Source organism: Pelagibius sp., from assembly GCF_028289705.1.
Lineage (GTDB): Bacteria > Pseudomonadota > Alphaproteobacteria > Kiloniellales > Kiloniellaceae > Pelagibius.
Genome location: NZ_JANQOI010000134.1, coordinates 1 through 21,141, shown reverse-complemented (window position 1 = coordinate 21,141; position 21,141 = coordinate 1). Strand labels below are relative to the sequence as shown.

Annotated in this window: 20 protein-coding genes and 1 riboswitch; of the genes, 11 read left to right on the top strand and 9 right to left on the bottom strand. The window is 66.5% G+C overall.

Annotated features, from left to right (window positions below; genetic code table 11):
• Nucleotides 1-54 precede the first annotated feature (54 nt).
• The 4 genes from Q0996_RS17265 to Q0996_RS17250 are packed head-to-tail and all read left to right on the top strand — an operon-like array spanning nucleotide 55 to nucleotide 4,675.
• The gene (locus Q0996_RS17265) at nucleotides 55-255 is read left to right on the top strand and encodes a DUF2892 domain-containing protein (protein ID WP_299622500.1); all 201 of its coding nucleotides are present in this window, start codon (nucleotides 55-57) and stop codon (nucleotides 253-255) included.
• A 49-nt stretch (nucleotides 256-304) separates the two neighbouring features.
• Nucleotides 305-1,165, top strand: coding sequence for an MBL fold metallo-hydrolase (locus Q0996_RS17260; protein WP_322096742.1), 861 nt, complete (start codon nucleotides 305-307; stop codon nucleotides 1,163-1,165).
• Nucleotides 1,166-1,194: 29 nt separating this feature from the next.
• A complete protein-coding gene (locus Q0996_RS17255; RefSeq protein ID WP_299622494.1) occupies nucleotides 1,195-2,877 on the top strand; it encodes a bifunctional protein tyrosine phosphatase family protein/NAD(P)/FAD-dependent oxidoreductase in 1,683 nt (560 codons plus the stop codon).
• A gap of 37 nt (nucleotides 2,878-2,914) precedes the next feature.
• A complete protein-coding gene (locus tag Q0996_RS17250) occupies nucleotides 2,915-4,675 on the top strand; it encodes a SulP family inorganic anion transporter (RefSeq protein WP_299622491.1) in 1,761 nt (586 codons plus the stop codon).
• Nucleotides 4,676-4,681: 6 nt separating this feature from the next.
• Here the strand turns inward: Q0996_RS17250 and Q0996_RS17245 are convergent, their stop codons facing one another.
• The 7 genes from Q0996_RS17245 to Q0996_RS17215 form a co-directional block, all read right to left on the bottom strand.
• Nucleotides 4,682-5,623, bottom strand: a complete 942-nt coding sequence (locus Q0996_RS17245; protein WP_299622488.1) for an alpha/beta hydrolase — start codon at nucleotides 5,621-5,623, stop codon at nucleotides 4,682-4,684.
• A 201-nt stretch (nucleotides 5,624-5,824) separates the two neighbouring features.
• A complete protein-coding gene (locus Q0996_RS17240) occupies nucleotides 5,825-7,105 on the bottom strand; it encodes an LVIVD repeat-containing protein (RefSeq protein ID WP_299622485.1) in 1,281 nt (426 codons plus the stop codon).
• Between the two features lie 3 nt (nucleotides 7,106-7,108).
• Nucleotides 7,109-8,635: a tripartite tricarboxylate transporter permease gene (locus Q0996_RS17235; protein WP_299622482.1), complete on the bottom strand. Its 1,527-nt coding sequence runs from the start codon at nucleotides 8,633-8,635 to the stop codon at nucleotides 7,109-7,111.
• 1 nt (nucleotide 8,636) lies between these two features.
• Nucleotides 8,637-9,143 (bottom strand): hypothetical protein, encoded by a 507-nt coding sequence (locus Q0996_RS17230; RefSeq protein ID WP_299622479.1) that lies wholly within the window; start codon nucleotides 9,141-9,143, stop codon nucleotides 8,637-8,639.
• A 116-nt stretch (nucleotides 9,144-9,259) separates the two neighbouring features.
• A complete protein-coding gene (locus Q0996_RS17225) occupies nucleotides 9,260-10,288 on the bottom strand; it encodes a tripartite tricarboxylate transporter substrate-binding protein (protein WP_299622476.1) in 1,029 nt (342 codons plus the stop codon).
• Between the two features lie 188 nt (nucleotides 10,289-10,476).
• Nucleotides 10,477-11,235: a sulfite exporter TauE/SafE family protein gene (locus Q0996_RS17220; RefSeq protein WP_299622473.1), complete on the bottom strand. Its 759-nt coding sequence runs from the start codon at nucleotides 11,233-11,235 to the stop codon at nucleotides 10,477-10,479.
• 34 nt (nucleotides 11,236-11,269) lie between these two features.
• Nucleotides 11,270-11,764: a 6,7-dimethyl-8-ribityllumazine synthase gene (locus Q0996_RS17215; protein ID WP_299622470.1), complete on the bottom strand. Its 495-nt coding sequence runs from the start codon at nucleotides 11,762-11,764 to the stop codon at nucleotides 11,270-11,272.
• A gap of 82 nt (nucleotides 11,765-11,846) precedes the next feature.
• A riboswitch (FMN riboswitch) is annotated at nucleotides 11,847-12,014 on the bottom strand.
• A gap of 235 nt (nucleotides 12,015-12,249) precedes the next feature.
• On the opposite strand from Q0996_RS17215, the gene Q0996_RS17210 reads away from it, so the two are divergent.
• A complete protein-coding gene (locus Q0996_RS17210; protein WP_299622467.1) occupies nucleotides 12,250-14,088 on the top strand; it encodes a hypothetical protein in 1,839 nt (612 codons plus the stop codon).
• Between the two features lie 62 nt (nucleotides 14,089-14,150).
• Nucleotides 14,151-14,594: a PaaI family thioesterase gene (locus Q0996_RS17205; RefSeq protein ID WP_299622464.1), complete on the top strand. Its 444-nt coding sequence runs from the start codon at nucleotides 14,151-14,153 to the stop codon at nucleotides 14,592-14,594.
• 26 nt (nucleotides 14,595-14,620) lie between these two features.
• Here the strand turns inward: Q0996_RS17205 and Q0996_RS17200 are convergent, their stop codons facing one another.
• Complete coding sequence (locus Q0996_RS17200; RefSeq protein WP_299622461.1) at nucleotides 14,621-14,815, bottom strand: hypothetical protein; 195 nt, start codon at nucleotides 14,813-14,815, stop codon at nucleotides 14,621-14,623.
• Nucleotides 14,816-14,916: 101 nt separating this feature from the next.
• Between Q0996_RS17200 and Q0996_RS17195 the strand changes: the two genes are divergently transcribed.
• From Q0996_RS17195 to Q0996_RS17175, 5 genes are all read left to right on the top strand, one after another.
• Nucleotides 14,917-15,996 carry a patatin-like phospholipase family protein gene (locus Q0996_RS17195; RefSeq protein ID WP_299622458.1) on the top strand — a complete coding sequence of 360 codons (1,080 nt, stop codon included), beginning with the start codon at nucleotides 14,917-14,919 and terminating at the stop codon, nucleotides 15,994-15,996.
• A 272-nt stretch (nucleotides 15,997-16,268) separates the two neighbouring features.
• Complete coding sequence (locus Q0996_RS17190) at nucleotides 16,269-17,573, top strand: multidrug effflux MFS transporter (protein ID WP_299622455.1); 1,305 nt, start codon at nucleotides 16,269-16,271, stop codon at nucleotides 17,571-17,573.
• A 154-nt stretch (nucleotides 17,574-17,727) separates the two neighbouring features.
• Entirely contained in the window at nucleotides 17,728-18,381 is a 654-nt protein-coding gene (locus Q0996_RS17185) for an orotate phosphoribosyltransferase (protein ID WP_299622452.1), read from the top strand.
• 176 nt (nucleotides 18,382-18,557) lie between these two features.
• Nucleotides 18,558-19,124, top strand: coding sequence for a hypothetical protein (locus Q0996_RS17180; RefSeq protein ID WP_299622449.1), 567 nt, complete (start codon nucleotides 18,558-18,560; stop codon nucleotides 19,122-19,124).
• Between the two features lie 120 nt (nucleotides 19,125-19,244).
• Nucleotides 19,245-20,099 carry a division plane positioning ATPase MipZ gene (locus Q0996_RS17175; protein WP_299622446.1) on the top strand — a complete coding sequence of 285 codons (855 nt, stop codon included), beginning with the start codon at nucleotides 19,245-19,247 and terminating at the stop codon, nucleotides 20,097-20,099.
• Between the two features lie 57 nt (nucleotides 20,100-20,156).
• On the opposite strand, the gene Q0996_RS17170 is transcribed toward Q0996_RS17175, so the two are convergent.
• The coding region (locus Q0996_RS17170; RefSeq protein ID WP_299622443.1) for an SPOR domain-containing protein at nucleotides 20,157-21,141 on the bottom strand (985 nt) is incomplete at its 5' end.

Sequence of the window (21,141 nt, the reverse complement as noted above, 5' to 3'; positions counted from 1 at the left end):
GCAAGGTTCTGCGGGACGCTTTCGACGCCCCGCCCCTGCAAGAGGAGACACGCCATGAACCGCAATGTCGGAACCCTTGACCGCATTCTGCGCGTCCTGGTCGGCATCGTATTGCTCGCCCTGGTCTTCGTCGGTCCGCAGACCCTCTGGGGCCTGATCGGGCTGGTGCCGCTGGCCACCGCCTTCATCGGCTTCTGCCCGGCCTACCGCCTGCTGGGGATCTGCACCCTGGCCCGCGGCCAGCGCGAGGCCTGAACCGAAGCGCGTAACAAGACGCGGCCGCAAAAAACGAGAGGAAATGCAAATGCATCCCGAAGTGAAGACCTTTTTCGACGAGGCGACCTTTACCGCCACCCATCTGCTCTGGGACCCGGAAACCCATAAGGCGGCCATCGTCGACTCGGTGAAGGACTACGATCCCAAGTCGGGCCGCACCGGCACCGACTGCGCCGATGCGGTGATCGCTTTCGTGCGGGAGAACGGCCTGGAGGTCGCGTGGATCCTGGAAACCCATGTCCATGCCGATCACCTGACCGCCGCGCCCTATCTGAAGGAAAAGCTGGGCGGCAGGATCGCCATCGGCGCGCGCATCGACCGCGTGCAGCAGGTCTTCAAGAAGGTCTTCAACGCCGAGGACGGCTTTGCCACCGACGGGCGCCAGTTCGACCGCCTGCTGGAGGACGGGGAGACCTTCGCCATCGGCACCCTCGAAGCCCGGGTCATGCACACCCCCGGCCACACGCCGGCCTGCGTGACCTACGTGGTGGGCGATGCCGCCTTCGTCGGCGACACCCTCTTCATGCCGGACTTCGGCACCGCGCGCTGCGACTTTCCCGGCGGCGATGCCCATCGGCTTTACAAGTCGATCCAGAAGATCCTCGCCCTGCCGCCGCAGACCCGTCTCTTCCTCTGTCACGACTACGCGCCCAACGGCCGCGGCTACCGCTGGGAGACCACGGTCGCCGCCGAGCGGGCGGAGAACATTCACGTGCACGAGGGCATCTCCGAAGACGCCTTCGTCGCGATGCGCAGCGAGCGGGACAAGCAGCTCGACATGCCGGTCCTGATCCTGCCCTCGGTGCAGGTCAACATGCGCGCCGGCGCCATGCCGCCGCCGGAAGATAACGGCGTGCGCTACCTGAAGATCCCCGTCGACGCGCTCTAGGCGCAGCGGCGCGGGAGGAGGAGGACCCCATGGACATAAGAACGCTCGACAAGAGCTTTGCCGTCTCGGCCCAAATCGCCGCGGCGGACCTCACCGAGATCGCCCGGGCCGGGTACAAGACGGTGATCTGCAACCGGCCTGACGGTGAAGGCAACGACCAGCCCCTGTTCCACGAGATCGAGGAAGCCGCCCAGGCGGCGGGGCTCGAGGCCCACTACCTGCCGGTGGAAAGCGGCAAGGTCAGCGAGGCCGATGCCGAGGCCTTCGGCGAACGCCTGGAGGCCGCGCCTAAACCGGTTTTCGCCTACTGCCGCAGCGGCACGCGCTCGGTCACCCTCTGGTCGCTGAGCCGCGCCGGCAGGATGCCGCTGGCGGATATTCTCGCCGCTGCCAAGACCGCCGGCTACGACATGTCCGGCGTGGTGCGGCGCATCGCCAACCAGGGGCGCACGCCCGGCGAGGCCGTCGACGGCAAGTTCGATGTCGTCATCGTCGGCGCCGGATCGGCGGGCATCGCCGTCGCCTCCTCTATGCTGGCGCGGGCCTCCAACCTCGAGATCGCCATCATCGACCCGGCCGACATCCACTACTATCAGCCGGGCTGGACCCTGGTGGGCGGCGGCGTCTTCGAGGCCGACGAGACGGTGCGTACTCTTTCCTCCGTGCTGCCCAAGGAGCTGCACTGGATCAAGGCGGCGGTCGCCGCCTTCGAGCCGGAGCGCAACGCGGTGCTGCTGGAAGGTTGCCGGGTGATCGAATACGGCCGCCTGATCGTCTGCCCGGGCCTGAAGCTGGACTGGCACAAGGTGGAGGGGCTGGTGGACACCCTGGGCCACAACGGCGTGACCTCCAACTACCGCTTCGATCTGGCGCCCTATACCTGGGAGCAGGTGAAGAACCTGAAGGCGGGTACCGCCCTCTTCACCCAGCCGCCCATGCCCATCAAGTGTGCCGGGGCGCCGCAGAAGGCCATGTATCTCTCCGCCGACCACTGGCTGCGCAGCGATCGCCTGGATCACATCGACATCGCCTTCTACAACGCAGGGCCTGTGCTCTTCGGGGTCAAGGACTACGTGCCGGCGCTCATGGAATACGTCGAGAAGTACAGGGCCGAGCTGAAGTTCAGCCATAACCTCGTCGCCGTCGACGGCCCGGCCAAGACGGCCTGGTTCGACCGAAACGACGGCGAGGGCAACGTGACCCGCGTCGAGCGCCGCTTCGACATGATCCATGTCTGCCCGCCGCAATGCGCGCCCGACTTCATCCGCGTGAGCCCGCTGGCCGACCAGGCCGGCTGGGTCGACGTCGAGCAGAACACCTTGCGCCACAAGCGCTTCGAGAACGTCTGGAGCCTGGGTGACGTGATGAACGCACCCAACGCGAAGACAGCGGCGGCGGCCCGCAAGCAAGCCCCGGTGGTGGCCCAAAACGTGCTGGCGGACATGGGCCGCAAGGCCGCGATCGGCCACTACGACGGCTATGGCTCCTGCCCCCTGACGGTGGAGCGCGGCAAGATCGTGCTGGCCGAGTTCGGCTACGGCGGCAAGCTGCTGCCCAGCTTCCCGGCCTGGCTGATCGACGGCAAGCGGCCGAGCCGGCTGGCCTGGCTCCTGAAAGAGAAGATCCTGCCGCCGGTCTATTGGAAGGCCATGCTGAGAGGCAAGGAGTGGCTGGCCAAACCGGAACCCGCCAAGCCGGAGATCGTCAACTGAAGCGGACCGCCGGACGGCGCGGCCATAGGATTGTGGCATGATCGAACGCCTGCTGCCGGGCCTCGGCTGGCTGCGCGGCTATGACCGCGCGGCGCTGCAGGGCGACGGCCTCGCCGCCGTCATCGTCACCATCATGCTGATCCCCCAGAGCCTGGCCTATGCGTTGCTGGCGGGTCTGCCGCCGGAGGCCGGGCTCTACGCCTCCATGCTGCCGCTGGTCGCCTATGCCCTCTTCGGCAGTTCGGCGACCCTGGCGGTCGGCCCGGTGGCGGTGGTCTCGCTGATGACGGCGGCGGCCGTGGGCGAGCTTACCGCCGTTGGCACGCCGGAGTATCGCGGCGCGGCGCTGGTGCTGGCCCTGCTCTCCGGTCTCTTCCTGGTCGCCATGGGGTTGGCGCGCCTCGGCTTTCTCGCCAGTCTTCTGAGCCATCCGGTGATCTCGGGCTTCATCACCGCCTCGGGCCTCTTGATCGCCGCTAGCCAGCTCAAGCACATCCTGGGCGTCGAGGCGTCGGGCCACACCCTGCCGGAGCTGGCCCTCTCGCTGTTCGAGAACATCGACGCGGTCAACGGCCCGACCCTGGCCATCGGTGCCGGCGCCACGCTTTTCCTTTTCTGGGTCCGCGGCCTCCTGAAGCCGCTGCTGATGAAGGCGGGACTCGGGCCGCGCTGGGCCGACAGCGCCGCCAAGGCCGGCCCGGTGGCGGCGGTGATCGCCACCATCCTGCTGGTCGATCTTCTGTCCCTCGACCAGGCCGGCGTCTCGGTCGTGGGAGCGATTCCCGAGGGCCTGCCGCCGCTTGCCCTGCCGCCCCTGGACCCGGCCCTCTGGCGCGACCTGCTGCCCGCCGCCGTGCTGATCTCCGTGGTTGGCTTCGTCGAGTCGGTCTCCGTCGCCCAGACCCTCGCCGCCAAGCGCCGCGAGCGCATCGCGCCGAACCGGGAGCTGATCGGCCTCGGCGCCGCCAACCTCGCCGCCGGCGTCACCGGCGGCTACCCGGTGACCGGGGGCTTTGCCCGCTCGGTCGTCAACTTCGATGCCGGCGCGCGCACGCCGCTGGCCGGTGTGATGACCGCCCTCGGCATCGGCGTGACGGCACTGCTGCTGACACCCTTGTTCCAGCAACTCCCCAAGGCAACTCTGGCCGCCACCATCGTGGTCGCCGTGCTTTCCCTGGTGGACCTGGGGGCGCTGAAGCGCACCTGGGCCTATTCCAAGGGCGACTTCGCCGCCATGGCGGCGACCATTCTCGTGGTGCTGGGGGTCGGGGTCGAAGCGGGGATCGTCACCGGTGTCACCCTCTCCCTGGTGATCTTCCTGGTGCGCGCCAGCCGGCCCCACATGGCGGTGGTCGGCCAGGTTCCGGGCACCCAGCACTTCCGCAACGTGAAGCGCCACCTGGTGATCACCAGCCCCCAGGTGCTGAGCCTCAGGGTCGACGAGAGCCTCTACTTCGCCAATGCCCGCTGGCTGGAGGACCGCCTCTACGACATGGCCGCCGCCGATCCGGGCATCCGCCATGTCGTGCTGATCTGCTCCGCCGTCAACGACATCGACGCCAGCGCGCTTGAAAGCCTGGAAGCGCTCACCGAACGCCTTGAGGCCGCGGGCGTGCGCTTCCACCTCTCGGAGGTCAAGGGCCCGGTCATGGACAAGCTGAAGCGCAGCCATTTCCTCGACAAGCTGACCGGGTTGGTCTTCCTCAGCCAGTACGACGCGCTGACCGCCCTCGACCCCGGCACCACCTGGCGCGCCCTCAACGAGCCCCGGCCGGAGCGCTCCGCCGCCGCGTCCTGAGAAACGTCATTCCCCCTTGTAGAGCGGCTCCGGCCGGGCGAAGAAGTTGCCGAGGATGTCGTAGACCAGCATGTAGTTCTTCTGCTGGAAGCTGGCGTGGGAGATGCCGGCCATCACCGTGAACTGCTTGTCCGGGTTCGGCAGCTTCTCGAAGAATTTCACCAGATCTCCGAAGCCGGCGATGCCGTCGTACTGGCCGCGCAGGACGATGGTCGGCATGGTGAGCTTCTCCGGGTCCACCAGCGGCAGCCTGGAGCACATGTCGATGTAGGTGCCGTTGGGCATGGAATCGTCCAGCGCCGTGATGGCCTCGGCAAAGGCGTCCACCACCCGCTCCTCGGCGCAGCCGGGATGATCGCGGGAGAAGATCGACTGCACGAAGGCGCGGTCGATGGGCCGGCGCTTGGACTCGAGGAACTGCGGCAGCTTCTTGCGCCGCTGCTCCAGGGTCGGGCTGCCCTCCCCCGTCCAGACGAAGGCATCGAGCGCCAGGCGCTTCACCCGCTCGGGATGGCGTTCGGCGAAGAGCGCGGCGCGCAGCGCGCCGGAGGAGATGCCGTAGACCAGCAGCGGCCCGGCGCCGCGGGTCTCTTCGATGTAAGCGCTGGCGGCGGCCAGGTCGTCGGCGCCGTTGGCGATGTCACAGGTGATGTCCCGTTGCTTGGAGGAGCGGCCGTAACCCTCCATGTCGACGCACCAGGTGTCGTAGCCCTGGAGCGCGAACCAGTTCATCGCCGAACTGAAGGGCCGCCCCTCGACATGCAGATCGAAGGTCGGCTGGGAGGCCATGGAGGAGCCGTGGACGAAGAGCACCGTGCCCTTCTTGCCGCCCGGCGCGCCGAGATACTTCTCCCAGAGGAACAGCCGCACATCGCCTTTGTCGGTCCAGTGCTCCTCCCCCACCACATCGGCCTCGCCCGCCGTCTTCTCCAACACCTCTGCCGTCATCGCGCTTTCCTTCCTCCTAGACCGAGCCGTCCCCCTCACCCAGCTTCGCCTAAGCTCGATCTGTCGATCTCGCCAAGGCTGCGCAACCCTCTCCCGCCAGGGGAGAGGGATAGGATATTGCCGCTGCGAGGCGTTCCCTCTCCCCTCGCGGGAGAGGGAGGGGCCCGCGCCAGCGGGAGGGTGAGGGGGTCAGTGGGTTCATCACCGGCCCCTCATCTCCAACACGTCGAGGCCGCGGTTGCGGTCGAGGAGGTAGATGAGGCCGCGGTCGTCGACGTCGACGTCGTTGGACTGAGGGCTGGGCTCGTCGCCGAGGGGTTCGGGAATGAAGTGGGCGACCTCGACCGGCGCGAAGGGGTCGGCTACGTCGACCACCCGCAGGCCGCCGCCGAACCAGGTGACATAGACCAGGGTCGAGTCGAACTTCTCGCGGAACTGATGGGCGCCGAAGCGACCCGGCGCCCGCGCCCAGGGCGAGTCCAGCTCGCTGACGTCGAAGGCGGAGAGCGCGGTGATGTTGTCGAAGTCGGTGACGTCGAAGACCCAGAGAAAGGCGTGCAGGCGCCCGGGCCTGTGGGCGTGCTCCTCGTCCACCGCCACGGCGATGCGCCGCCCGCCGATGGGCTCGGCCAGGGGCAGGATGGTGTGGGTCGGCTCCGGAAAGGGCGGGTGGTAGTCGTGGCTGGCGACGGTCCGGGGCCGGGCGATGTCGCTCACGTCGACCACCCGGAAGCCGGCGTGCCAGACGGCGGCCCAGAGCTCGTCGCCGACCCGCAGCGCGTGGTGCAGGCGGTTCTTGTAACCCTCCCAGGTCGGCACCTCGCCACCGGCCAGATGCTGACCCGGCATGTGCCAGCGCGAGATCTCTTCGGGGTTCGCCGGGTCCTTCAGGTCGTAGATCACCAGAATGTTGCCGAGGTAGCCTTCCATCTCCGTCGAGATGTAGGCGTAGTTCGCATCCATGTCGAAGCGGTGGGTGCCGAAGCCGAAGGTGCGCTTGTGGCAGAGTTCGCGCGGGCGGGTCTTGTCGGAGATGTCCCAGACCTTGAAGCCGCCGTCACGGTAGCCGCGCTCGCGCGCCGCATCCAGCTCGGCGATCTGCCCCGCTTCGACCCCCAGCGCGGCGGCCAGTTCCCTGTCCTCCGGCGGCCGGCCGAGTTCCGCCGAGAGCTTGCCGCGCAGCTCCGGCAGGGCCTCGCCCTTGCGCAGGAAATGGCGGCGGTTCTGCTCGACGTTGGTGATCATCATGTCGCCGACCACCCGCACCTTGTGGGTGTGGGAGGCCTCGCCCTCCAGCATGATCTGGGCGGCGATGCGCGGCTGCGCCGGATCGGAGACGTCGAGGATGGTGGTGCCGTAGGGCGGCTTCATGTGGCCGACGTAGGCATAGCCGTCCTGCACCACCACCTGGCCGCCGCCGGGCAGGTCCAGATGGCCGATGCGCCTGATGTTGCGCGCGAGGTTTGCCGTGGTGCCGTCCATCCTTCAGCCCTCCCCTTCCGAAAAGGCCGCCGCCTGGCGGCGCTGCCGGTGCTTCAGGAAGACCGGCAGCAGCAGGGAGGCCACCAGCGCCAGCCAGAGCACGTTGCCCAACGGCGAGGAGAACAGCGTGAAGGGGTCACCGTCGGACTTCTGCAGGGCGACCAGCATGTAGCCCTCCATCAACGGACCCAGGATCACCCCGATCAGGATAGCGGCCACGTGATAGCCGGTCTTGCGCGCGATATAGCCGAGGATGCCGAAGGCAAAGGCGAGGAACATGTCGAACATATACTCCCGCGGCACAAAGGAGCCGATGAGGGTGAAGCCGACGATCAGCGGCGACATGTAGGTCGTCGAAACCAGGGTCACCCGGGACATGTAGCGCGACATCGGCAGGATGGTGAAAGCCATCAGCAGGTAGGTGACGAACATCGCCATGAAGATCCCGTAGCCCAATTCCGGCTGCGCCGAGAAGAGGCGCGGGCCGACGTTCACGCCCTGGTACTGCATCACCACCAGCATGATCGCCGCCGTCGCGCCGCCGGGAATGCCCAGCACCAAGAGCGGGATCAGGGTCCCCGCCGTCACCCCGTTGTTCGCCGCTTCTGGGGCGATCAGGCCCTCGGGGTGGCCGGTGCCGTAGAGTTCCGGTGTCTTCGAGAGGGTGCGCGACTGCTGGTAGGCGACGAAGGCGGCGATGGCCGCGCCGGCTCCCGGCGTGACGCCGATGACCAGGCCGATGAGGCTGGTCCAGGTGACGTGCCACCATTTCTTCAGGGTGATCGCAAAGCCTTGCAGTGTCTGCGCCCAGGAACTGCTCTGCAGCCGCTCGCGGCTGTGGCGCGAGAGGATGGATTCGCCCTCGATCACCAGAAAGGCCTCGGAGATGGCGAAGAGCCCCACCAGCGCGGGGATCAGGGGGATGCCGTCGTAGAGCTCCAGAAAGCCCATGGTGCCGCGCGGGGTGGCGTAAACATGGTCGGTGCCGATGGAGCCGATCATCAGGCCGAGGAAGCCGGCGATCAGCCCCTTCAGGGTGTCCTTGGCGGCGATGGTGGCGATCAGCGAGATGCCGAACAGCATCACCACCACCATCTCGACCGAGTGCATGTAGAAGCCGACCCGGGCGAGCAGCGGCATGGCGGCCAATGCGATGACGGTGGTCAATATCCCGCCGAGCGTCGAGGCGGTGAAGGACATGGCCAGCGCCTGCTGCCCCTGCCCCTTTTTCACCATGGGGTAGCCGTCCAGCGGCGTCGCCGCCGCCCCGGCGGTGCCGGGGATGTTCACCAGGATCGCCGGGATGCCCGCGCCCATGCGCGAAGCGCAGTAGAGCGCCACCATGAAAACCAGGCCCACCTCCACCTCCATGATGAGCGTGAAAGGCAGCAGCACGATGATGGTGTTGGCGGCGCTGAAGCCGGGAATGGCGCCGACGACGAGGCCCAGGAAGATCGAGGGCACGATCACCCACCACAGCGACAGGCTGTGGAGAAAGAGGTCGGCGAAGAAGGCGGCGTTGATCTCCATCTCAGCTCAGCGCCTGCACGAGCTGTTCGATGGGGCCCTTGGGAAAGCGCTTCTCGAAGAGAATGACGAAGACCCCGAGGGCGACCGCCGCCATCACCAAGGCCGCCGCGAGGCAGAGCAGCGGCCGCCGGCCGCCGCCGAGCAGCAGCATGGAGGCCGCCATGAAGACGAAGGTGGTGAGGGTGAAGCCGAGCCACTCGATCCCGACGAGATAGCCGACGGTGAGCAGCATGAAGCCGATGCGCTTCGGCAGGATGTCATAGGGTTCCAGAAGGTTGGAAAGCCCCAGGGTCGCCCGCCCCCGCAGGAGTTCGCGCGCGGCCACGACGAAGAAGGCCAGGACCAGCACGATCAGCACCGAGCCGACCATGTAGGCGTTCACCTTCGCCGACCAGGGCGAGTCCAGAACTGTGCCGATGTAGTAGAGGGTAAAGCCCAGCGCCACCACGGGGATGATCAACTCGCCCCCAAGCTGGCGCTTTTCGCCGCCGTCCCGCGTCGAAGCCATGTCTAGTCCGTCCCGATGTTCATCCACGCCCGCAGGTCAAGGGGCCCCCGACGCTCGACGAGGGCCGAGAGCGGCAGCTCCCGGCCCCCGCTGCTGCGGCAGGCTGCCGTCCGGCCTTACTTGCCGGTCAGGTACGACTTGTACTGCGCGCCAAGCTCGAGCATGGACTGTTTGAAGGCGGCACATTCCTCGACGCCGCCGTAGTTCACGTACTCCCAGTGGCCCTTGGCCTTGAGCACGCCGGCCTTGTAGTCCGGATCCTCGAAGACCTTCCTGAAGGAGGACTGCAGAACCTCGAAGCGGTCGGGATGATTGTCGACGGCCGCCTTGTGGATGCCGAACGCGCGGGAAGAGAGCATCGGCGGCAGGTCGGTGCCGAAGTGCTGGTTCATGGTCGGGGCGTTGTCGAGGGCCTCGCCCAGCACGTTCTCGTCGTTGAAGACCAGCAGCGTGCGCACGGCATCGCCGGCAGCCGCGACGGTGCCGGAGGTCAGGACGCTGAGGTCCACCTCGCCGGTCACCGCGCCGGCGACCGTTCGCTTGCCGCCGGAGAGCGGGATCAGGTTGACCTCGATCCCCGCCTTGTCGGCCAGGGCCAGCATGCCGATGGAGGCCGGATGGGCGAGCCGGCTCGTGCCGACGTTCAGCTTGCGCTTCTTGCCCTCGGCGATCACGTCGTCGATGGTTTTCATGTTGCTTTCGGCACCGACGAAGAGACAGCCGGGATCGGTGTCCACGCGGCCCCAGTAGATGTAGTCGTCGATGCTGAAGTTCGGTTCCTTGACCACCCAGTTCAGTACCTCGGGACCCATGTTGCCGAAGATCAGGCTGTAGGCGTCGGCCTCGAACTTACCCATGTAGACCTCATAGCCGACCCGGCCGGAGGCGCCGGGGTAGAATCCCGGCTCGAAATTGGTGTCGAGGTACTTCTTCCAGATCGCGGTGAAAGCGCGCAGGTTGCGGTCGGCGCCGCCGCCCTCGCGGGTCGGCACGATCACGGAGATGTTGCGCTCGGGAAAGCCCGCCGCGAAGGCGGGGATCGCCAATCCCTGGGCGCCGGCAACGGCGGCCACCGCCGCACCGGTCTTGAGAACAAGGCGCCGGGACAGCCCCGAAGCCGGCGAAAAGACATTTTCCTTGGGCATGGTTGCAGGTCTCCTCCCTTGAGGCGTTTTGGGCCGATGTGACCCGCCGCCCAGTGGCCCTCGCCACCGACGGTCAGCCGCCTTCATTGGTTAAAGCTTTCACCATCTTGGAAAATAAGTCAAATCGAGGAAACGTGAAGTGGGCTAATGAAAATTGGTTAGACCATTGGTTCAGATTGGTTTGCCAATCAAATCGAACCGAAAAGCACCAGGCCCTCGTACAGCAACCGCAGGGCGAGCAGTGACAGCAGGACGGCGATGACCCGGTGAAAGGTCTCGTCGCGCATTTTGACCAGCACGTGCTTGCCCAGCAGGGTTCCCAGGAAGCCGCTGGCGATCATCGCCACGATCAGCCCCGCATAGGGACCGTAGTTGAAGCCGAGCAACCCGAAGGCGACCACCTTGATGGCGTGCTGGGCCACCATACAGGCGGAATGGGTGGCGACGTGTTCGAGGCGGCCGAGCTTCATGGTCTTCACCATGGCCGAGACGAAGCTGCCGGTGGCGCCGAAGAACATGGTCAGGAAACTGGAAAAGACGCCGGTCAGCACCACCTTGAAGCGTCCCGGCGCGGCCACCTTCGGTCCCCAGACCGACCAGAGGATGAAACAGCCCAGGCCGATGTTGAGCACCGCCGGCGGCAGGCGCACCGCCGTCATGCCGCCAATTGCCGCCCCCACCAGGCTGCCGAGGGCAAAGAACAGAATCACCCGCCACTGCACGTCGCCCAGCATGATGGCGGCCCGCCCGGCGTTGGAGCCGATCTGCACCAGGCCGTGGACCGGGATCAGCGCCTGGGCCGGCATCAGCACCGCCATGACGGCGATCAGCACCACACCGCCGCCGATGCCGGCGGCTGCCGTGAGGAGGGAGGTCGCCGCGCTGAGCGCCACCAGCGACAGCGCGGCGCCGGTCCCGACATCGGCGGGCACGAGCCATTCGATCATGCCGGCCCGCTCTTAGCTTTCCCTTGCCGCGCCGTCAGGCGGCCGCTTTGACCGTCTGACGCACGGCAAGGATGGAAACGCAGGCCGAGGCGGCCTCGCGCCCCTTGACGCGGAAGTGCTCATGGAAGAAACGACGATGCTCCTCGCTTTCATGGAAGTTGTGTGGCGTCAGCACGGCGGAGAGCACCGGCAGGTCGCAGTCCATCTGCACCTGCATGAGGGCCGCCACCACGGTGTCCGCGACGAAGTCGTGGCGGTAGATGCCACCGTTGACGACGAAGGCCGATCCGACGACGGCCCGATAGCGGCCGCTGCGCGCCAGGTCGCGCGCCAGAAGCGGAATCTCGAAGGCGCCGGGCACCTCGAAGACCTCTGTCTTTAGGGCGCCGCCGGTCAGCCGGGCCAGTTCCTCTTCGAACGCGCCGTGGCATTGATCGACGATGTCGGCATGCCAGCGTGCCTTCACGAAGGCGATGCGGCCCTGGCCGAATTCGGCTGTTGCTTGGGTATCGGTAAAGCTCTGATTCATGGCTTGCTCCTTGATCGCGTCAGAGACCAGAACCAGGGCGTCAGGAAACAGCAAGGCGCCCGGCCAGCCGCCGGTGCCGCTTCTCCATTCTCTTCCATCCGGACTGTCACCGTCGGCTTCGGAATCACACCGAATCTGCTGACCCCTTCCCACCCACCGCCATGCGGCAGACGCAAAGGGCGCTCGCGGGCTCCAGGCCCTTCGGGCCCTCACCGCCGGTGGGGACTTTCACCCCGCCCCGAGAACGCGCCCCGCCAAGGGCGGGGATGAGAACCCCTTAGCCTGTCGGCGCGGCCTTGTCGATAGACTCGCGTGCGGAGCCGTGCGGATGGCTGCACATCGGTCGTAGACGCCGACCTGCTGCCACCCCTTTGATCCTCGGCCCTTTCTTGCATGGCATAGGTCGCCTGCTATCCTGAATTGAGCGAGTCGGAGCGTTCCAAGCTGTCTTTCAAAGGCCCGCTCCGGCCGCGTCGGGAAAGGCCATGAATTCGCTGGAGGACCTGGCGCAACAAGCCAAGGCGCCAATCGACCGAGGAAGCATCGACGCGAAGGTCGAGGTCTTCGAGGGGCGCATGAACGGCAAGATCCTGCCGTTCGCCGGCTTGCACGGCACCCTTCTGGCCCTCGTCTACCTGATCCGGGAAACCGAACTGTTCGCGGACCTGGCGGTCCGCAACACGTTTCTGCCGGCCTTCGTCGTCTTTAGCATCGCCGCCGTCTGTGGGTTCGGCGTGCTGTCCTACCGCGTTCTCGCCGGTAGCCGGGAGGTGCCGGGCGCGGCGGCGCTGGCCATCGCGCTGGCCATGATCGGCGCCCTGATGCTGCCCTGGATTCCGCTGGGCGCGGTGCTCGCCGTCGCCTTCTACCTCCTGCTGCTTGCGCTCAATGCCTTCAAGCTGGCCGGCGACTACGAGTTCAACACGGTCTCCCTCTATCTGCCGGTGATCCTTCTGGTGGTCGGCGGCCTGGCCGGCGCCGAGCAGTTGATCGCCGGCACGGCGCTCTACGCGCCGGCAATCTACGTCAAATTCCGCCACCAGCCCCAGAGCAACAAACTGGCGCTCGGGGTCAGCGTGCTGGTCTATCTGGCCATCGCCATCGAGGACAACGCCGAAACCCAGGGCCTGATCGCGGCCATGGTGTCGGCGGTGCTGCTGCTGTTCATCGTCTACAGCATCCGCACCCGCCACCTCGCCGGCTCCTCCTACCGCCACTTTCTCACCGATGCGATCCTGGTCGGACTCTGGGGCGTTCTGGTCTCGACTTTCGGGATCGACGACGAGGCCGTAACCCTTGCTATCGCCGGCTTCGGCATCGCGGTTTATCAGGGCATCCGCCTGGTGCAACTGCAGGCCCAGGAAACACAGACCCCGGCGAGCCTGGCGGAGCGGGATGCGCGCCTTGCCTGGCTGCAGATCGCCGCGGTCATGATCTTCGCCAACATGATCATCGATGTCCTCCTTGAGGAAACGTTGGAGCTGGAAATCGTCTACCCCGCTTTGCTGCTTGTGGTGCTGCCCTTCGTGCCGCTGTACTGGCGGCTGCAGAGCCCCTTCCTGGCCCTCGCGACGCGGCTGTGGATCGGCGGCTGCCTGCTGGGCGCGGTCCAGGAAACCCTCAGCGTGTTCCACTGGGATTACGTTGGCGTGACCTTCGACAGAACCCCCGCCGAGCTGCGCGACGACTTTCTCGCCGGCTTCGGCGGCGAGCTCTTCTGGGCGGTCTTCGCGCTTCTGGCCGGCATGATCGCCACATTGCGCACCGAATCCCGGGCGGAGCTGCCCTGGTGGCGCGGCGTGGTCCCGCCGCGCCCCATGGTGCTGGTGCGCCGCTCGGCCCGCCTCGTCATCGCCAACGCCAACAAGATCGCCTTCGTCGGCGGGTTCATCGCCGCCATCGCCGCGCTCTTCAACTGGCTGCGTTATGCCGGCGGCGAGCGGGGCGGCCTCAGATCCCGCGATCTGTTGCTGCTGGGCGTGCACGTCTACGCCGTCGCCATGAGCGTTCTCTTCGCACGCTTCCTGGAGGGCTGCTGCGACGTCGAGGCCTATCCGGCCCTGGAGGCCGCCTTGCTGAGCTTCCCGCAGTACGGCTTGCCTTATGTGCTGGCCTTCTGTTTCTGGGGGATCGCCCTCTATTTGCGCGGCGTGATTCTGCACGACTATCTCGCCCGCTTTTTCGCCATCGCTTTCGTGACCATGCCGCTGCTCACCTATGGGGCCAACAACAGCCCCGACGACAGCGCCTTTCTGGCCGAGGTCATTCTGATCTGTTGCTTTTCGCTGTTCTGCTTCGGCCTGTTGCGGCGCATCCGCGGCTGAAGCCGGCCGGGGTCCGGGCGCGGTTCTAGACAGAACGCAACGCGCAAGGCAGTCTCAATCCCATGCCTGACTCTCCCTCCTCTCCACAGAACGGCGGCGGCAGCACTGTCGACCCGCTGAAGATCCGCGGTGGCTTTGCCGATCTCGTCGGCTACGAGATCGCAAGCTGGGAACGGGACCTGACCGAGATCGCGCTGACCGTGGAGAAGCGCCACCTGAACCGCAGCGGCGTGATGCACGGCGGCGTGCTGAGCACCCTGATCGACACCGCCTGCGGCTATTGCGGCTGCTACAGCGCCCCGGGGGAAACGCCGCGGCGCGCCTTTACCCTCTCGCTCACCTGCAACTTCATCGGCGCCGCCAAGGAGGGCCAGACACTGACGGCCAGCGCCCGGCGCAGCGGCGGCGGCAAGAGCATCTTCTTTGCCGACTGCGAGGTGCGCGATGAAGAGGGCCGGCTGATCGGCAGTGGCCAGGGCAACTTCAAGTACATCACCCTGCGCTGAGCGCAGTGCGGCGCCGCGGCTTGCCTTCAGGCCAGCCAGTCGAGCAGCGACACCACGGCAACGAACCCGGCAAGAGCCAGCACCCGGCCCAACAACTGGTCCTTCCCCTCCCGCAGCATCAGGCGTTGGCCGAGGGTGAAGGTGCCGGCGCGCCGGCGCAGACGCAGCCAGTGGCGGGCCAGCCAGTTCTCGGTTTCGAAATCGATGCCGCCGCCAACCATGCGATCCGCCTCACATCTGCCTTCACCCCCACTCTGCGCTTTGCGATGCTGCGCTGCAACACTAAGCTGAGTTCCCCCCAGCGGCTTATTGAGACCCGATGATGGCAAGAGCGAAGCCGACCAAGCGCAGACCGCCCGCCGACTGCGCCGACCCCTGGCCCAAGGGCCGTGGGGTCAAGCGGCTGAACCTGGCGCTGCAGGGCGGCGGGGCCCACGGCGCCCTCACCTGGGGCGTGTTGGACCGCCTGCTGGAGGACGACGGGATCGCCATCGACGGCGTGACCGGCGCCAGCGCCGGGGCGGTGAACGGCGCGGTGATGGCCTACGGCCTGACCGAAGGGGGACGCGAAGGCGCCCGCAAATTGTTGCGCGCCGTCTGGCAACGGATTTCCAAGATCGCTGCCCTGACGCCGATGCAGCCCACCCTTCTCGACCGCATGGTCAGCATCGGCAACATGGACTATGCGCCCGGCTATTGGATGCTCGACACGATGTCGCGGATCTTCTCGCCCTATCACTTCAATTTCTTCGACGCCAACCCGCTGCGCGACACCATCCGGGGCTATGTCGACTTCGAGCGTCTGCACCACTGCCAGGCGGTCAAGCTCTTCGTTTCGGCCACCAACGTGCGGCGCGGGCGCATCAAGATCTTCGAGCTCGACGAGATCAGCCTCGACGCGGTCATGGCCTCGGCCTGTCTGCCCTATCTGCACAAGGCCGTGGAGATCGACGGTGAGGCCTACTGGGACGGCGGCTTCATGGGCAATCCGGCGATCTACCCGCTGATCTACGGCACCGATTGCCGCGACGTGCTGCTGGTGCAGATCAACCCCATCAACATCGAAAAGACGCCGACCACCGCCCAGGAAATCATCGACCGGCTGAACACCATCACCTTCAACGCCGGGCTGATGCGCGAGATGCGGGCCATCAGCTTCGTCACCAGGATGATCGACAAGGGCTTCGACGATGGTGGGCGGCTGAAACGCATGAACATGCACGTGGTCGACGCCGAGGACGTGATGCAGGAGCTCGGCTTCTCCTCCAAGCTCAACGCCGACTGGGGCTTCCTCTGCCACCTCCACGACGTCGGCTACGAACGCACCGATGCATGGCTGGCCGAGCACCGCGACGCCATCGGCAAGCGCTCCACCGCCGACATCGAGGCGATGTATCTCTGAGCGCAAGACGCCGCGGCGCAGACCGCCTCACCCCTCAGACTGTCAAAAAAGCCCCGAATTCCGCCGAACAGAGCAGCTATGCAGTCTGACTGCTGGTTATGTCCGGGCCAATGGACCATCCTAGGCACACAAGGCATCACCCAGGCAAGGCGGCGGGCCGCCGTGACCATCTGATCCGTTCCCTTTGCCCCCTTGTTCGAAATGACCGTCTTCCCCGCCCGGCCCCCGGGAGGGGCGGGGCAGTTGCGAGCCGTTTTTTTCTGCGGGCAGGCATGAACGAGTCGGTACGAGATCTCAGCGATGGCACGCCGCCGAACGGCGCGGCGGTGGAGCCATCCCAAGCCCTCGGCCGCGAAGCGGCGCGCAAGCCGCGGCGGCGACCGCACCTGGGAATTCTGATCGCCGTCTCCGCGCTGGGCCCCATGGCCCTCAACATCTTCATCCCCTCCATGCCCGGCATGCAGGCGATCTTCAACACCGACTACGGCACGGTTCAGCTCACCCTGACCCTCTATCTCTTCGGGGTGGCCGTATCGCAGCTCTTCCTCGGTCCGCTGTCGGACCGCTTCGGGCGCCGGCCAGTGCTGTTGTGGGGGGTTCTGCTGTTTCTCCTCGGCACCCTGCTCTGTGCTTTCGCGTCGAGCATCGGTGCACTGATCGTCGGCCGTGTCATCCAAGCGGTGGGCGGCTGCGCCGGCATCGTCCTGGGGCGTGCCATCGTGCGCGACACCCACGGGCGCGAGGAATCCGCCAGCATGATCGGCTACATCACCATGGCCATGGTGGTGGCCCCGATGCTGGCGCCCCTGCTGGGCGGCTTCACCGACGACCTCTTCGGCTGGCAGGCCTCGTTCTTCCTGACCTTCCTGGTCGGCGCGGTGGTCCTGCTGTTTGCCTGGTTTCTGCTGTTCGAGACCCATTTCGACCGCCACGCCGTCACCAGCCCACTCAGCATGGTCAAGGGTTTCGGGACTCTGCTGAAGGACCCCGCCTTCACCGGCTACGCCATCAACGTGTCCTTCACCACCGCCGTCTTCTTCTCATTCCTGGCGGGCGCGCCTTACATGATGATCGAGGTGATGGAGCGCTCCTCCAGCGAGTATGGCCTCTACTTCATGCTGAACGCGATCAGCTACATGACCGGCAACTTTCTCGCCGGCCGCCTGTCGATGCGCGTCGGCGCGGAGCGCATGATCTTCACCGGCAGCGTTCTGGCCCTGGTGGGCGTCGCCCTTATGACCGGCTTTGCCCTGGGCGGCGAGATGACGCCGGTCATGCTCTTTGGGCCGGTGATGTTCGTGGGTCTGGCCAACGGGCTCAGCCTGCCCAATGCGACCGCCAGCGCCATTTCACTGCGCCCCGATCTGGCGGGCACGGCCTCGGGCCTGGTCGGCTTCCTGCAGATGTTCGTGGGCGGCCTCGGCACGCTGGTGGTCGGCCACTTCCAGGGGGACTCGGCGCTGCCCATGGCCATGGTGATGAGCGCCGCGGCAATCCTCGCTCTGCTCGGACACTTCCTTGCCCGCTTCGCGCTCTCGCTGCGCGGGGCAGCCAGCGCCTCGGCCAGTGGAGACTAGGGCGTTTTCGACCTGCGTCGAACTCGGTTCCAGCCCGCCCTCTGGCAGCGCCCTTGGCCCGAATCGGTCCGGGGCGATAAACAGAGCCCCATCGAACAGGAGCCAGGCAAGGACGCGCGCCATGGGCCCGGGGCCGAGAACCACGCCACAGAACATGGCCGAAACGACGGCCCGCATTCTCATGGAGATCGAGGCGGTCCTGTTTCGGCCGCAGGATCCCTTTACCCTGACCTCCGGACGCCGCAGTCCGGTCTATGTGGACTGCCGGAAGATCATCTCCTTTCCCCGCGCCCGCGCGCAGTTGATGGACTTCGCCTGCGATCTCATCCAGCGCGAGGCGGGCTATGAATCGATCGACTGCATCGCTGGCGGGGAGACCGCCGGCATTCCCTTTGCCGCCTGGATCGCCGAACGCCTCGGGCTGCCGATGCTGTACATACGCAAGAAGCCCAAGGGCTTCGGACGCAACGCTCAGATCGAAGGCCATATGCCGGAGGGCAGCCGGGTACTGCTGGTGGAAGATCTCGCCACCGATGGCGGATCGAAGCTCAACTTCGTCGATGCCATCCGGCAGGCCGAGGCCGAGATCGCACACACCTTCGTGATCTTTCACTACGGCATCTTTCCCGATGGAGTTGCCGCCCTGGAGGAGCGTGGCGTCAGGCTCCATGCACTGGCCACCTGGTGGGATGCCTTGGCGGTGGCCGAGCAAAACGGCTACCTGGACGACGCCGGGGTCGCGGAAGTCCGGCGTTTTTTGCAGGACCCCGAAAGCTGGACGCCGGGGTCGCAGCCGGCTGCGCCATAGCCCGCATTTCTCACCCTCTTCGCTGCGCTCTTAACCATAATGAGAGTGCTTTAAGGCTAGCGCCGACCCTCTAGCTCAACCATAGGAAGATCAAACCTTCGGTTTTGACAGAGGGGGCGCTTCTCTTCGCGCCTAAAATCAGTACACTCCTCTGCAGTGCCTGGGGACGGGGTTGCATGGACAAGCAAAAACCTGAAAACGACATCATCAGGCGTGTGGTGTCAGAACTGGAGAGCGCGTCTGAAGGCAGCCAGGAACTGGATTGCATGATCAGCTATGCCCTGGAGCTGGCACGCGGCGAGTTCGACCAGGTGATGATGGAACTCCTGGTCAAGGAAGGCTTCTCCTGGAACGTGATTTCGGAGATTTGGGGCGGCAAGGTGCCGCCCTACACGCAGTCGCTCGACTGCGGGATCGAGGGTGAGAACATCGCCTTCGCCATGCGCTCCGACAAGCGCCAGCAATGGGCGGCGGTCCACAAGGCGCCCGACGGCCAGGAGCATCTGGCCTGGGCCAAGACCGAGGTGCTGGCGCGGCGCCTGGCTGCGCTGAAGGGCAGTGTCGCATCCGGGGCCGGCAACCTGGATGACAAGAGCGAGGCCCGGCGCGAAGAGGACGAAACCCTCGACGACGAGAACGACTCCGAGCACCTCAGAATGGTCTCCTCCGCCGGCCCGTCCAACCCCGGCCACGCCGCCGCCGGTGCGGCGCGCGAAGCAGAAACCTGGACGGTTCTTTTCTGATCCGTGAGACCGAGTTGTCCACAGCTACGTGGCTTGGTGCCTGCAATCCGCGGTGCTGCGGCGGCGCGGTGAGATCATCTCGGGGTGCTATGGCCGCGGCACTGTGATAGCTTGCTGACCATGGAGGGGGCGATCGTCGAGCAGGAGCGCGCGCCGGATGTCGAGCCATCGCAGGCAGCCGGCCCCTATGTCGTGGTGGTCGGCAGCGAGAAAGGCGGCACCGGCAAGTCCACGACGGCCATTCACCTGAGCGTTGCCTTATTGAAGATGGGGTTCTCGGTTGGAACCCTGGACCTCGACGCGCGCCAGGGCACCATGACTGCGTTTCTCACGAACCGCGAAGACTATGCCGAGCGCAGCGGGCAGGCCTTGGAACTGCCCCGGCACCGGGCCGTGCAGCGGTCGACCGCCGAGACCAAAGAGGAAGCCAGCGCCGAGGAGGAGGAGCGCTTGAATGAGGCCCTCGAAGAGCTTGGCGGCTGCGACTTCGTCGTAATCGATACCCCGGGCAGCGACTCCTCGCTCTGCCGGCTCGGTCACAATCGTGCCGACACTCTGGTGACGCCGCTGAACGACAGCCTCCTGGACATCGAGGTCTTGGCGCGGATCAATCGCGAACGCCGCGAAGTCGAGGCCCCCAGCTTCTACAGCCAGCTCGTCTGGGAGCAGAACAACCACCGCGTCGTCGCCGGGCGACCGCCGATCGACTGGGTGGTCCTGCGCAATCGTCTCGCCCATATCGAGGCGCGCAACATGCGCGAGATCAGCGGCCTGCTCTCGGTCCTGTCGAAGCGCATCGGCTTTCGCGTGGCGCCGGGGATCAGTGAGCGCGTCGTCTTTCGCGAGCTGTTCTTGAGTGGGCTCACCGCCCTCGACCTGCCGGAGGACTCCGGCGGCAGCAGCCATGCTTCGGCGCGCCGGGAAGTCAACGAACTCCTGACCGCCATCGGCCTGCTGGCCACGACGCCGGCCTAGATACTTCCTGGAGGTTTCCGCTGCCGGTGCCTTCCCCGGCCCCGATTCACCTCGGCTTCAGTTCGGGTTTTCCGCCTGCTGTGTGGAGGCGGTCGCGGGGGCGCTCGGCGGCGGCGGTGCGGCCTGCGCAGGGCGCTCGGCATCGCGGGGCAGCGGCGGTGGCGCCGGTTCGGCCGCGCGCACCACGACCAGACAGCCCTGGCCGCGCAGCTCGAGCTGGCGGCAAAGCTCCCGCGCGTCGCTCAGGTCCTTGATTGGGCCCGTTCGCAGGCGATAGAAGATGCCGGCACCGTCGAGGCGCGCTTCCTCAACCCTAAGATCCAGGTCGCCCAGCAAAGCCGGATAGTCGTCGATCAGCCGCGCCCGTTCCCGGTCCGCGGCGCCGCTCTGCCTGACGGAGGCGAGTTGAACCTCGTAGCTCCCGTCCGATAAGAGACGGGCCTCCGCCACGGAGGCCGGCGTGCCCGGCCGGTCGGCGGGTTTCAGGATCGGCAAAGGGACGCCCGGCACCGGGGGCGAAGCCTCCTCCGTTGCCTGCAAGGCAGGCCCGGCGTCGCTGCGCGGCGCGAGCACACTGTCCTGCACGGGCTCCGGCGCTGAAGCTTCCGCCGGCGGCGCTTCCGCTGGCTGAGTTTGTGCTGGCGCCTGGAGGGCGGGAAGCTCCACCGCCCCCTGTTCGCTCTTCGGCACCAGGCTGAACTTGTTCGCCCCCTGCACCAGCGAGGCACCCGGAAGGATGACCCACTCGCCATTGATGTCCGCCCGGACGGTGCCAATGGGCTCACTGTTGTTCAGCAGGATCCACTCGCTGAAGGGTTCGGCGCGTCCGGCGATGATCGACTGACCGTTGGGCTCGATGCGGATGATGTCGAAAGACGGCTCGGCCTCGGCAACCGGTGCCGGGACCGCGGCAGAGGCCGGCAGCTCTTCGCCGCTGTCGGCCGTCGCAGGTTGAGTCGCCTCGCCCGGACCGGGTTCGACGGCTGCCGTTTCCTCCGGGACCACCGGGACATCACCGGATGCCAACTCATCGGCGTCTTGG